The 12,336-nt window shown below is 67.8% G+C and carries 10 protein-coding genes; 5 read left to right on the forward strand and 5 right to left on the reverse strand.

Annotation, left to right across the window (positions count from 1 at the left end; all coding sequences use genetic code 11):
• Positions 1 to 66 precede the first annotated feature (66 nt).
• From ABIC16_RS18220 to ABIC16_RS18235, 4 genes are read right to left on the reverse strand one after another with little or no spacing between them, the layout of a single operon-like run.
• Positions 67 to 1,029 carry a peptidoglycan-binding protein gene (locus ABIC16_RS18220; protein ID WP_354292141.1) on the reverse strand — a complete coding sequence of 321 codons (963 nt, stop codon included), beginning with the start codon at positions 1,027 to 1,029 and terminating at the stop codon, positions 67 to 69.
• Positions 1,026 to 1,460 (reverse strand): hypothetical protein, encoded by a 435-nt coding sequence (locus ABIC16_RS18225; protein WP_277969021.1) that lies wholly within the window; start codon positions 1,458 to 1,460, stop codon positions 1,026 to 1,028. The genes ABIC16_RS18220 and ABIC16_RS18225 overlap by 4 nt, the downstream gene beginning before the upstream one ends.
• Complete coding sequence (gene fliI, locus ABIC16_RS18230; RefSeq protein ID WP_354292142.1) at positions 1,444 to 2,781, reverse strand: flagellar protein export ATPase FliI; 1,338 nt, start codon at positions 2,779 to 2,781, stop codon at positions 1,444 to 1,446. Before fliI ends, ABIC16_RS18225 begins: the two co-directional genes overlap by 17 nt.
• 3 nt (positions 2,782 to 2,784) lie before the next feature.
• The gene (locus ABIC16_RS18235; protein WP_354292143.1) at positions 2,785 to 3,186 is read right to left on the reverse strand and encodes a flagellar biosynthesis repressor FlbT; all 402 of its coding nucleotides are present in this window, start codon (positions 3,184 to 3,186) and stop codon (positions 2,785 to 2,787) included.
• A 198-nt stretch (positions 3,187 to 3,384) separates the two neighbouring features.
• On the opposite strand from ABIC16_RS18235, the gene ABIC16_RS18240 reads away from it, so the two are divergent.
• The 4 genes from ABIC16_RS18240 to ABIC16_RS18255 all read left to right on the forward strand — a co-directional run bounded on the left by ABIC16_RS18240 (position 3,385) and on the right by ABIC16_RS18255 (position 9,928).
• A complete protein-coding gene (locus tag ABIC16_RS18240) occupies positions 3,385 to 4,689 on the forward strand; it encodes a flagellar hook protein FlgE (protein ID WP_354292144.1) in 1,305 nt (434 codons plus the stop codon).
• A gap of 189 nt (positions 4,690 to 4,878) precedes the next feature.
• Positions 4,879 to 6,981, forward strand: coding sequence for a FlgK family flagellar hook-associated protein (locus ABIC16_RS18245; RefSeq protein WP_354292145.1), 2,103 nt, complete (start codon positions 4,879 to 4,881; stop codon positions 6,979 to 6,981).
• A gap of 11 nt (positions 6,982 to 6,992) precedes the next feature.
• Positions 6,993 to 7,895 carry a flagellin family protein gene (locus tag ABIC16_RS18250; protein WP_354292146.1) on the forward strand — a complete coding sequence of 301 codons (903 nt, stop codon included), beginning with the start codon at positions 6,993 to 6,995 and terminating at the stop codon, positions 7,893 to 7,895.
• A gap of 110 nt (positions 7,896 to 8,005) precedes the next feature.
• Complete coding sequence (locus ABIC16_RS18255) at positions 8,006 to 9,928, forward strand: methyl-accepting chemotaxis protein (protein ID WP_354292147.1); 1,923 nt, start codon at positions 8,006 to 8,008, stop codon at positions 9,926 to 9,928.
• 66 nt (positions 9,929 to 9,994) lie between these two features.
• Here ABIC16_RS18255 and ABIC16_RS18260 read toward each other — a convergent pair whose 3' ends face one another.
• Positions 9,995 to 10,996 (reverse strand): fumarylacetoacetate hydrolase family protein, encoded by a 1,002-nt coding sequence (locus ABIC16_RS18260; protein WP_354292148.1) that lies wholly within the window; start codon positions 10,994 to 10,996, stop codon positions 9,995 to 9,997.
• A gap of 137 nt (positions 10,997 to 11,133) precedes the next feature.
• Here ABIC16_RS18260 and ABIC16_RS18265 point away from each other — a divergent pair, with 137 nt between their 5' ends.
• The gene (locus ABIC16_RS18265) at positions 11,134 to 12,288 is read left to right on the forward strand and encodes an acyl-CoA dehydrogenase family protein (RefSeq protein ID WP_354292149.1); all 1,155 of its coding nucleotides are present in this window, start codon (positions 11,134 to 11,136) and stop codon (positions 12,286 to 12,288) included.
• Positions 12,289 to 12,336: the final 48 nt, after the last annotated feature.

Consider the following 12,336-nt stretch of genomic DNA (forward strand, 5'->3'; position numbering starts at 1 on the left):
GGGCTTTCGTTGGTAACCGCTTGGTTACCCATCCGATAGGATGACCCCCGCTTTATGAATTTGCGACTAGCCAAAACGCATCGGCTGGACGTTCCGCCCGACATAGGCCGTCAGCCAAGCGCGATGCGCGGTACTGGCGTCGCCGGTCGCGGCGATCGCGCGGGTGGCGCCGCCGCTGCCGATCTGCGCGGCGAGCAGGGTGCGGGCCCGCGCCTCGCCGAGGTCTCCCTTGAGGAACCGAACAACGTCGCCGGGGCCGAGATGATGGCCGAGATAGGCCGACTTCGCGATCGACGCGGGATCGCTTCCGACCGTCACGCCCGCGCGGCGGATCGTCTCGAGGTTGCTGCGCGCATAGTCCGCGATCGTCTGGATCGCCGCGGTCGAATCGTAGCGCATCGCCAGCACCGCCGCGCGTGATTCCGGACGAATCCGGCCACGCTCGTCAATCCAGCCGCGCTGCTGTGCCACGGCGTTGAGCCACGTCCCCGGCTTCTGCGCGATCGATTGCCACGTCCCGCCGAGAAATTGTCCGAGGCCCGCCGCACTGGACCGCGGATTGCGCGAATAGCAATTCCACCGGCCGCCCGAATCCTTCGCCGCCTCCGCCTGGACGATCGCGGCGAGCGCAGTATCGGGAATGCCCGACCGCATTGCCGCCGCGCGCAGGGTTTCGGCGTGCATCGCGTTCGGCCCGAGATTACGCATCGCGCCGTCGCCGCCGCTCGGCGGGCAGGATGCGGGATCGATCATGGCCGGATCGCCGGGAATCGCATCTGCCGTGCGCCCGCGGCGTGCGTCGAACAGCGCGAGCAGATTGGCGAGGTCGAGTCGGTCGGCATAGCGTGCCGCGGGCTCGCCGACGCCGGGCGCCGCCGGATCGGGCGCGCCGTCGGTCATGGCGGCATGCGTGTCCGTACCGAGCGCGGCTTGCCACAAGCGGTTGGTGAGGGCGCCGTGCGCTGCCGCCTCGATCAGATTGGCGCGTTGCGTCGGCGTCAGCCGCGCCGCTTCGATTGCGGGCGTCATGGTTGGCGGGTCTGCTGCAGGCGGCGCATCCGCGCGAAGCGGGCGGCGGCGATATCGTCGACCAGCGCCTGCTGCTGCCGGTCGTCCGCGCGTTGCGCATCCTGACGGAACTGTTCGGCGGCGGAGTCGACCGCGCGCATCGCGGCATAGTGCCGCGCGGCGCGGTGTCGCAGCAAGTCGAGCTCGATCTCCGCGCTTTCGGCGTCGGCGGCATGCGCATCGCGGTCGCTGCGCGCGCGCAACAGATACCCGTCCGCGAGCAGACCGCAGTCGCCCGCCGCAAGCCGCATCTCCGCCGAAATCTTTTCGACCAGCGCATGGTGCAGCGTCCGGGCCTGCTCGAGGCGGGAGGCCGATGCCGAGATCACCTGCGTCAGCGCATCCATCTCGCGGTCGAGCGCACGCAGTGCCGCGTCATAGGGTGTCTGCATGGCTTTCCTCCATCAACGCGGCCATCGCCGCGAAGGCGTCCCGCGAGTCGCCGCGGTCCTGCCGGGTCTGCGTCAGCAGCGCTTCGATCTGCGGCGCGATCCGGATCGCGCGGTCAACCTCGGCATTGGCGCCGTGCGTATAAGCGCCCAACCGCACGATCTCCTCCATGTCGCCATGCGTCGCGAGCACCGCGCGCGCGGCGAGGCGGATGCGGTTCTCGTCTTCGGACAGACAGTGCGGCAGCGTGCGCGAAACCGATTTGAGCAAGTCGATCGCAGGATAGCGCCCGCGTTCGGCGATCCGCCGGGTGATGACGACATGGCCGTCGAGAATCCCGCGAACCGCATCCGCGACGGGTTCATTGTGATCGTCGCCGTCGACCAGCACGGTGAACACGCCAGTGATCGTCCCCTGCCCCGGCAGCCCCGGCCCGGCGCGCTCCAGCAAACGTGGCAATTCGGCGAAGACGGTCGGCGTGTAGCCGCGGGTCGCGGGCGGCTCGCCATTGGCGAGGCCGATCTCGCGTTGCGCCATCGCGAAGCGCGTGACCGAGTCCATCAGGCACAGCACGTTCAGGCCCTGGTTGCGAAAATGCTCGGCGATCGCGAGCGTGGTCCACGCCGCCTGCCGCCGAATCAGCGCGGGCTCGTCCGAGGTGGCGACCACCACGACGCTGCGCGCAAGCCCGTCCGGGCCAAGATCGTCTTCCACGAACTCCTGCACTTCGCGTCCGCGTTCGCCGATCAATCCGATCACCGCGACGTCGCACGCCGTCCAGCGCGCGAGCATCGACAGGAGTACCGACTTGCCCACCCCCGACCCGGCGAACAGCCCAAGCCGCTGCCCGCTACACAGCGGCACGAACAGGTCGAGCGCGCGCACGCCCGTTGCGATCCGTCCGCCTACGCGCGCCCGGCCCGCCGCGGGCGGCGGCGGTGCCTTGATCGGTTGCGGGTCCGGCCCGTTGGGCAGCGCGCCCAGGCCGTCGATCGGTCGGCCAAGACCGTCCACCATCCGCCCCAGCCAGCGCGACGACGGGCGCACCGCAAAACTGCCGTGCTCGAGCCAGGCGATCGTGCCCGACCGCAACCCGTGCGGGTCGCTGAACGGCAGGCATTGCGCACGCCCCGCATTGATTCCGGTGACTTCGGCGGCAACCCGACCGCCATTCGCCTCGATCGCGATCCGCGACCCGATTTCCGCCGCGCCTGCCAGCCCGTCGATTTCGATCAACGCGCCCTGCACCGACACGACGCGACCGAACCGCTGGTCGGGCGATTGCGCGGCAAGCGCGCGGGCGGAAGCGGCGAGCGAGCGCATCGGTCAGGCCGCGAGCATCGTGGCGATCGCGCGCGAAGGAACGCCTTCCTGTTCCATCAGCGTCAGGCATTCGCGCAAGGCGTGGACGTAATTTCCGGAGGCAACCGCATTGGCGAAGCGGACGCAGGCCGCGCGACCAGCGTCGTCGCCCTGGCGTTCCAGCACCTTGCGCAGATCGGTAACGATGCGCTGCTGCTGTGTGACGACGTCGGTGCCGACATAGGCCTGGAGGCAGGCATGATACAGGCGCCGCGCAGGGCTGTTGGCCTGCTCTGCGCGCATGATCGCGTCCCCGCGCAGCACCGTTGCGGAATTGTCGACGATCACTTCGGCCGCGACCGGCACGCGCAGCACGGCGCCGTTGACGATCAACGTCTCGCCGTCGTGCAAGGCAAAGCTGCGCATCGCGTGTCCTTCCGTGGTGGGGTCCGGATGTTATAGCCGCACGCTGCGCCCGCCGGGCGCGACGGGCACATTTCGGCCGCCGTCGCCCACCGTGGCTCCGCCTTTCGGTGGAGCCACGCCCGCGCTCCCGTGCCCTGTCTATGATGGTTGCGACACGCCCGGACCCGATCCGGCACCCTGCGACGTGGGAGACCCCGGTTGAGCCTTTATTCCGCCCTTTATGCCGGTGTTTCCGGTCTCAGCGCCGAATCCGCCGCAATGGCCGCGGTCGCGGACAACATCACCAATATCAACACGATCGGCTACAAGGGCACCGACACGCAGTTCAGCACGCTGGTGACGGACGGTCGATCGCGGACGACCTATTCGGCGGGCGGCGTCTCCGCGCGACCGCAGGCGCTGATCTCGAAGCAGGGGCTGCTCCAGGCGTCGGGCAACACCACCGACCTCGGCATCGAAGGCGGCGGCTTCTTCGTGACGCGCACCGGACTCGGCGGCCAGGACGCGGTCGCCTTCACGCGCGCAGGATCGTTCAAGCCCGACACCGCCGGTTTCCTGCGCAATACCGCCGGATTCTACCTGCAGGGCTGGCGGCTCGATAACAGCGGCGCGTTCAACAATACCGGCAACGTCTCCGCACTCGAACCGGTGCGGCTGAGCGACCTGACCGGCACCGCGATGGCGACCAACAGCATCGACCTGCGCGCCAATCTCCAGTCGAGCGCGGCCGCCGTCGCCGGCCCGATCCCGCGCGGCGACATCGCGAACGGCACGCTCCCACCGCAATTCACCCGCGCGATCGACGTGTACGATGCGCAGGGCGGCACGCACCGCGTGACGATGGGCTTCGTCAAGACCGCCGCGAACACGTGGCATGGCGAAATCTACGCCGATCCCGCCGAAGTCTCTGCCGCGGGCGGTGTGCTGGCGAGCGGCGAAATCCGCTTCAATCCCGATGGCAGCATCATCAACGACCCGTCGGTCTATACCTCCGAGATGTTCGGACCGCTGACGCCCGGCTGGACCAACGGTGCCGCCGCCGACCCGATCACGCTCGCGATCGGCAGCAACGGCAGCCTTAGCGGGCTGACTCAGTTCGGGTCGGAATCCGCGCTCATCACGTCGAGCGTCAACGGCGGGATGCTCGGCAACATCGCTTCGGTCCAGGTGTCGGACACCGGGATCGTCAGCGCGGTGTTCGAGAACGGGATCGCGCGCAAGGTCTTCCAGCTCCCGGTCGCGACCTTCCCCAATGCCGATGGGCTGACGCGCATGTCGGGCAACGCCTTCCTGATGTCGGACGCGTCGGGCAATTACGCGATCAACAAGCCCGGCGCGCTCGGTGCGGGCACGATCCGCGCGAGCACGCTGGAGGCGTCGACGGTCGATCTCGCGCAGGAGTTCAGCAACATGATCCGCTTCCAGCGCGCCTACAGCGCGTCGTCCAAGATCATCACCACGGTCGACGACATGTTGCAGGAAGTCAGCAACCTGAAGCGGTGAACGCGACGGGGGCTTCGACTTCGCTCAGCCCGAACGGGTTTGGGATGGATCCGAGCCCCATCAACACCCCCCGTTCGCCCTGAGCGTCGTCGAAGGGCCCCTAGCAACAGGGACCGCGGCAAGCGGCGGGCGGGGACGGGGACACGCCAAAACCAAAAGCCACCGGCGCGCGACGAAAGGGCAGAAGACATGGCGCTCAGCGATATTCTCGGATCCGCCATGTCGGGGCTCAACGCCGCGCAGGCGGGGTTGCGCGTGGTGTCGACCAACATCGCCAACGTCGGCACCGCCGGATACGCGCGCGAAAAGCTCAATATCTCGACCAACGTCGTCGGCGGGCGCGTCAGCGGCGTGGTGGTCGGCGAGACGACGCGGGTCGCCGACCGTTTCCTCGAAGCCGCGAGCTATCGCCGCGCGGGTGACGTCGGCGCGGCGGAAACCACCGCAGGGTATCTCGACCGGCTCCAGGCGTTGCTCGGCGCCCCCGGCGCGGAGTCCAGCCTGACCGCGCAACTCGACGCGATCTCCAGCGCGGGGGTCGCGCTCACCGGGTCGCTCGCCGTCGCGCAGAATGCCGATGCGTTCGTCGCCAAGACAGCCGATGCGATCGGCTCGCTCCAGCAAGTCGACCGCGACGCCGCCAGCCTGTCCGCCGATGCCGACGCCGAAGTCGGCGATACGGTGTCACGCGTGAATGCGTTGCTGACGCAGATCAGCACGCTCAACGACTCGGTGTCGCGGCTCGACGGGCTCGGGCGCAGTTCGTCCGGCCTGTCGGACCAGCGGATGCTCGCGATCCAGGATCTCAGCGGCCTCATCGGCGTGACGGTCCGCGACCAACCCGATGGCCGCGTCACGATCGATACCGCGAGCGGTGCGCCGTTGCTCGACCAGCGGCTACGGTTGCTGTCCTATCCAAACGGCGGCAACAGCGCGGGGGCGGCACAACCGGCCTATCCCGGGGTCGACATCCGCTTCGCCGATTCCGCCGGGCTGCCCGGCGTGGCGACCGGCGACCGGATCGACAATGCCGCGGTCGGCGGCAAGCTTGGCGCGCTGCTCGATCTGCGCGATCGCGCAATTCCGGGGTTTCGCGACCAGCTGGGCAGCCTGTTCACCGGGCTCAGCCAATCGCTCAACGCGGCGTCCAACGCGGCGACCGCGACGCCCGCGCCGGCGCAACTGGTCGGCACGGCTACCGCGCTGACCGCCACCGACCGGCTCGGTTTCACCGGCAAGGTAACCGTCGCGGTCACCGATGCGGCGGGCAAGCTCGTCGTCTCGACGAAGCTCGATTTCGACGCGATGGGACCGCAAGCGACCGTCGGCGACATGGTCGCGGCGATCAACGCCGGGCTTGGCGGCAGCGCCACCGCAAGCTTTGCGAATGGACGGCTGATTCTGTCGGCGAGCGCACCCGGCACCGGGATCGCGATCGGGCAGGACCCCGCCACCCCCGCGCAGCGCGCCGGGATCGGTCTGTCGCAAACGTTCGGCATGAACGACCTGATCCGGTCGGGCGGGCTGAACGTGCCGAGCGGTTTCGCCGCCGGCGACCCGCACGGCTTCGCCACTGGGGGAACCGTGCAAATGATGCTGCGCGACGGCGCGGGGCGGGTGTTGGCACAGCATACGCTCACCCCCGCCGCGGGGGGCAGTTTCGGCGATCTCGTCGCGAACCTCAACGCCAGCCCGCTCGGCCAACACGGTAGTTTCGCGCTCGATTCCGCGGGCCGGATGCGCTTCTCGGCCAACCCCAGCGTATCGGGGGCGATGCTGTCCATCCCGAGCGATTCGACCGATCGCGCGAGCACCGGGCGCAGTTTCACGATGATCGCCGGGCTGACCGGCACCGCCAGCACGCTCGAATCCGGCGAGATCCGCCCCGACATCAAGGGCAAAGCGGCGCGGCTTCCGCTCGCCTTGCTCGATACCACGGCGGCGCCCGGCGGGATCGCGCTCGGCAGCATCGATCGCCGGGGCGGAGCGGCCTACGCGGATGCGGCGTCGCGGCCGATCGACCTCGGCATGGCGGGCATGATGTCGGTCGACCACCGCGCCGCGCAAGTCCTGGGCGGTGCGGGCAGCACTGCCGCGCTCGCCAAGGCGCGCCTCACCGAAGCCACTGCGCGACGCGACGATACGGTCAACCGGCGCGACAGCTTTTCCGGCGTCAACATCGACGAGGAACTGTCCCAGATGGTCGTGCTGCAGAACAGCTATTCCGCCGCCGCGCGCGTGATCAGCACGGTCACCGCGATGTACGACACGCTGCTGACGATGGTTCGCTGAAAGGACCCCAGATGACCCGCATCGCCACCATCCCGCAACAGCGCCTCACCGCCAATGCCATCCAGCGCAACCAGGAACGGCTTGCGGTGACGCAGGCGCAGCTCGCCTCCGGGCGGAAGGCCAACGATCTCGCCGCGCTGGGCAGCGCGGCAGTCCGGACGCTGTCGACGCATTCGATGCTTGCGCGCGCCGAAGCGCAATCGGGGGTCGCACGGCAACTCGGCACGACGCTGTCGTTGTACGACACCGCGATCACCGGGATCGACACGCTCGGCACCAGCCTCCAGCAAAGCCTGCTGACCGCGCAGGGCACCAGCGAAACCGCGGGCCTGCAGGACACGATCGAGAGCGCCTTCTCGCAATTCTCGGCGCTGCTCAACGCCGATGAGGGCGGCGTGCCGCTGTTCGGGGGCGGCGAAAGCACGCCCCCGTTCGCACCGTCGAAGCTGGCCGATCTGGCGGCGGATCCCACGACCGATTTCAGCAACGGCACGGTCAGGGCAAGCGCGCGCGTCGCGGACAATCTAGACATGACCTATGGCATCACCGCGCGCGACGTGGGCGGCGCTTTGGCGCAGATATTCCGCACGCTGGCCGATGCCGGTCCGTTCACCGGAGCGCTGACCACCGCGCAGCACGCGGCGCTGAAGGCGGCGGGCAGCGCGCTTGACACCGCGATGACCGGCGTGCGCGCGGTCAACGCCGAGAACGGTCATCGGCAGGCCAAGGCCGAGACTCTCGCGACACGGGCGGACGACCGCGCAATCCTGTTCAAGGGGATCGTCAGCGCCAACGAGGACGCCGACCTCGGCCAAATCGCAATGGATCTGTCGCAACAGAAGACGATGCTGCAGGCGAGCTACTCGGTCTTCAGCCAACTGAGCGGCCTCAGCCTGGTCGACTATTTGCGCTGACCGCATTTCCCCCGCCGCCGGCACCGGGCGCGGCACGCCGCATCTATAATGTTCGGGATCATTTCGTCGTCTCGGCCCGGCCGGACAGACAGGTACGCAAAGGGGCGTCGATGAACATTTTCTCAAATCTCAAGATCGCCGTGAAGATCGCCACGTTGTTGGTGTCGCTCGGTATCGTCATGCTGGTCGTCGTGTACAATGGCGCAAACCAATTGAGCGCGCTGAGCACGAGCTACGCCAGCCTCACGACCGCAACCCTCCCAAACAATGTCCGGCTCGCGCAGGTTGGCGACGCATCGGGAACCATGGTGTACTCCGGATATAAGGTGATGGCGTATGATGGCGCCAGCGCCGAGGCCCGCGCCGCGGCGACCGACGTGCGCCAGCAGGGCGAAGCCGCCCGCGCACTGCTCCAGAAGATCGGCCAGGCAGACCCGGCGGTGGCACCCAAGATCGCCGCGCTCCAGTCGCGGCTGGCACAGGTCGAGCAGACCGTCGCAAGGTCCACCCGCTACGGCCTCCGCAACCAAAACGACGCCGCCCGCCAGTTGCTGACGGAAGCTGATCGGCTTGATGCGCGGTTCGGCGCGGAACTGGCCGCCGTGATGACCGAGCGCGAGAGCGCGTCGAACGTGCTGACCAAGCGGCTTTCGGACGATGCCGCAGCGACCAAGCGCACCATGATGGCCGTCGGCCTGCTCAGCGTCATCGGCGCGATCGCCGTCAGCATTCTGGTCACGCGCCGCACGATCGCCGGTCCGCTCGGCACGATGGAAGCCGGGATGCGAAACCTTGCCGCCGGGGACAATGGGATCGCGGTCAGCGAAGTCGATCGGCAGGACGAAGTCGGCGCAATGGCGCGCGCGCTGGTGATCTTGCGGGACAATGCGCAGGAGCAGGCCCGGGCGGAAGCGGTGAAGAAGCAGGCCGATGCCGACCAGGCGATGGTGATCGACGCGGTCTCCGCGCACCTCGAACTGATGGCGAAGGGCGATCTGACCCGACCGATCAACCGGGAATTCCCGCAGGGTTATGCCGCGCTCAAGACGCATTACAACGCCGCGCTCACCAGCCTGCGCGATCTGATCGGCGCGGTTTCCGAAAGCGCGCGGTCGATCCGCAACGGATCGACCGAAATCGAACAGGCATCGGACGATCTCGCCCGGCGCACCGAATCGAGCGCGGCCTCGCTCGAGGAAACCTCCGCCGCGGTCACGCAGATCAACGAACGGCTCCGCACGGGGGCGGACAAGGCGCACAGCACGGTCCAGCGCGCAGACCAGGCGATCGCGACGGTTGGCACCGGGCGCGATACCGCAGGCGAAGCGGTCCAGGCGATGCACCGCGTATCGGATAGCGCCAAGGGCATCGACAGCGTCATCGAAGGGCTCGACAAGATCGCGTTCCAGACGCGCGTGCTGGCGATGAACGCCGCGGTCGAAGCGGGACGGGCTGGCGAATCCGGACGCGGCTTCGCGGTCGTCGCGGATCTCGTCGGGCAACTCGCAATGCGCTCGGAAGAAGAAGCCAAGCGCGCGCGCGAACAGCTTACCGCGACGCAGAACGACGTCGTCCTCGCGGTCGATGCGGTCCACAAGGTCGATCACGCGCTGGTCGCGATTTCGGACGACGTCGGCGTGGTGCACGAACTGCTCGCAGCGATGTCGATCGACAACAGTGCGCAAGCCTCCGCGATCCAGCAGATCGCGACCGCGATCCAGAGCATGGACGAAGGCACCCAGCAGAATGCCGCGATGGTCGAGGAAGCCTCCGCAGCGGCCCGCACCCTCAACGGCGAAGTCGGCGTCCTGATGCAAAAGGCGGCGGTGTTCACGATCGGCCACCAGCCGGCACCGACCGCCGCCGCCGCCCGGCCCGTTCCCGCCGCAAAGCCGGCCGTGGCCAAGGCACCCGCACCACCGCGCGCAGTCGCCGCGAAGCCGACGCCCGCTTATCTCGCGCCGGTCAAGCCCCTGCCTGCCGCCGCCATCCCGGCACTGGTCCGCGACAAGGATGACTGGGACGAGTTTTAAGCGAGATGTTTCCCCGGCGCAGGCCGGGGAACCCTTCTGACGGAGACGGCGCCGGGAGTGGCGGCGTTATCCGACGGTTTGCTCGATCACCCCGAAGATCGGATGGCGCTTGTCGTCCTCCGCCCAGATCCGCACCGTGTCGCCCGCCTTGAGGAACGGCGTCTTGGCCGCGCCTTCGAGAATCGTCTCGACCGTCCGTACCTCGGCCAGGCAGGCATAGCCGACGCCGCCCGCCGCGATCGGCTTGCCCGGGCCGCCGTCCGCGTCACGGTTGGACACGGTGCCCGACCCGACGATCGTTCCTGCACCCAGCGCGCGCGTCTTGGCCGCGTGTGCGATCAGCGTGCCGAAGTCGAAGGTCATGTCCTCGCCCGTCGCGACTCGCCCGAACGGCTGGCCGTTGAGGTCGATCATCAGCGTGCGGTGGAGCTTGCCGTCCTGCCACGAGTCGCCGAGCGACTCGGGCGTCACGAACACCGGCGAAAAGGCGCTCGCGGGCTTGGACTGGAAGAAGCCGAACCCCTTGCCGAGTTCCCCCGGGATCAGGTTGCGGAGCGACACGTCATTGGTCAGCCCGACCAGCCGAACCGAGGCAAGCGCCTCTTCTCGCGTCGCGCCCTGCGCGACATCGCCCGTCACGACCACCACTTCACCCTCGAAATCGCACCCCCAGCTTTCGTCCGCGAGCGGGATTGCGTCGCGCGGGCCGAGGAACCCGTCCGATCCGCCCTGATACATCAAGGGATCATGCCAGAAGCTGTCGGGCATTTCGGCCGAACGCGCCTGCCGCACCAAGGCGACGTGGTTCACATAGGCAGACCCATCCGCCCATTGATACGCGCGCGGCAGCGGCGACGCGGCGGCATGTTCGTGGAAGCGCCGCATTGGGATCATCTCATGCTCCAGATCGGTGCTGAGATTTTCGAGATCGGGCGCGAGCCGGTCCCAGTCGTCGAGCGCCGCCTGGAGCGTCGGCGCGATATGGCTCGCGTCCGCATACCAGGCGAGATCGTTCGACACGACGACGAGGGCACCGTCACGGCCGGACTTGAGGCTTGCCAGTTTCATGAACTCTCCTGCGGTTTTTCCCTAGCATACCCCCGTGTCCGGGCGTGTCGAGCGCGGGCTGTCGCGATAGTCGTTGACGTTCGCGGAAACCCGCCGCACACCACCACAAAACAAGGTTGCAAGAGAGGACTGATCTGATGACGCTCGACTCCGTCGCCGGCCGCTTCGCGTATACCGAGGATCACGAGGCGTTCCGCCAGACGGTGCGGAGCTTCCTGCAGAAGGAAGGTGTTCCCCACGTCAACCGCTGGGAGGAAGAGCGGCTCGTCCCCAAGGAATTCTGGCGCAAGGCGGGCGAGATCGGGATGCTCTGCCCGACCGTGCCCGAGGCGTATGGCGGGCTCGGGCTCGACTTCGGCTATAATGCGATCGTCGACGAGGAGATGGCGTATAACGGCGTGCCCGCGGGCTTCTCGCTCCAGTCGGACATCGTCTGCGGCTATCTCGAGACCTACGGGTCCGAAGAGCAGAAGGCGCAGTGGTTACCGAAGCTCGTTTCGGGCGACGTGATCACCGCGATCGCGATGACCGAGCCCGGCACTGGATCCGACCTCCAGGCAATCCGCACGACGGCGAAGAAGGATGGCAATCACTATGTCATCAACGGGTCCAAGACCTACATCACCAACGGCCAGAACACCGACCTGACTTTGGTCGTCGCCAAGACCGATCCCGATGCCAAGCCCGCGTGGAAGGGCATGTCGATCATTCTGGTCGAAAGCGACCGCGAGGGATTCAGCAAGGGCCGCAAGCTCGACAAGATCGGGCAGGATGCCGCCGATACCTCCGAGCTGTTCTTTAACGACGTCCGCGTGCCGATGACCAATTGTCTCGGCGAGGAAGGCAAGGGCTTCATCTACCTGATGAGCCAGTTGCCGCAGGAGCGCCTGTCGATCGCGGTGTCGGTTCATGCGTCGGCGCAAAAGGCGTTCGATGAGACGGTCGAGTTCACCAAGACGCGCAAGGCCTTCGCGGGGATGGTGTTCGATTTTCAGAACACGCGGTTCGTGCTGGCGGACCTCAAGGCCAAGCTGCAAGTCGGCTGGGCGCATCTCGACTGGGCGATCACGCGGCATCTGAAGGGCGAGCTGACCAACGAGGAAGGCGCCGCCGCCAAGCTGTGGCACACCGACCTGCAATGGGAAGTGATGGACGCCTGCCTCCAGCTCCACGGCGGCGCTGGCTATATGAACGAATATCCGATCGCGCGGGCATGGCGCGCGGCGCGCGTGACGCGGATCTTTGGGGGGACGAACGAGATCATGAAGGAGCTGATCGGGCGCTCGCTCTAGCGCGCGGCGCTTGCGCGCATCTGCTGTGCGTTTCAGGGTCGCGTTGCG

This window comes from Sphingomonas sp. PvP055, from assembly GCF_040546365.1.
In the GTDB taxonomy this organism is placed as follows: Bacteria; Pseudomonadota; Alphaproteobacteria; order Sphingomonadales; family Sphingomonadaceae; genus Sphingomonas; species Sphingomonas echinoides_A.

Coding starts and splice junctions, on each gene's coding strand:
- ABIC16_RS18220 (WP_354292141.1), bottom strand. CDS start 1,029: ATGACGCCCGCAATCGAAGCGGCGCGGCTGACGCCGACGCAACGCGCC.
- ABIC16_RS18225 (WP_277969021.1), bottom strand. CDS start 1,460: ATGCAGACACCCTATGACGCGGCACTGCGTGCGCTCGACCGCGAGATG.
- fliI (WP_354292142.1), bottom strand. CDS start 2,781: ATGCGCTCGCTCGCCGCTTCCGCCCGCGCGCTTGCCGCGCAATCGCCC.
- ABIC16_RS18235 (WP_354292143.1), bottom strand. CDS start 3,186: ATGCGCAGCTTTGCCTTGCACGACGGCGAGACGTTGATCGTCAACGGC.
- ABIC16_RS18245 (WP_354292145.1), top strand. CDS start 4,879: ATGGCGCTCAGCGATATTCTCGGATCCGCCATGTCGGGGCTCAACGCC.
- ABIC16_RS18250 (WP_354292146.1), top strand. CDS start 6,993: ATGACCCGCATCGCCACCATCCCGCAACAGCGCCTCACCGCCAATGCC.
- ABIC16_RS18255 (WP_354292147.1), top strand. CDS start 8,006: ATGAACATTTTCTCAAATCTCAAGATCGCCGTGAAGATCGCCACGTTG.
- ABIC16_RS18260 (WP_354292148.1), bottom strand. CDS start 10,996: ATGAAACTGGCAAGCCTCAAGTCCGGCCGTGACGGTGCCCTCGTCGTC.
- ABIC16_RS18265 (WP_354292149.1), top strand. CDS start 11,134: ATGACGCTCGACTCCGTCGCCGGCCGCTTCGCGTATACCGAGGATCAC.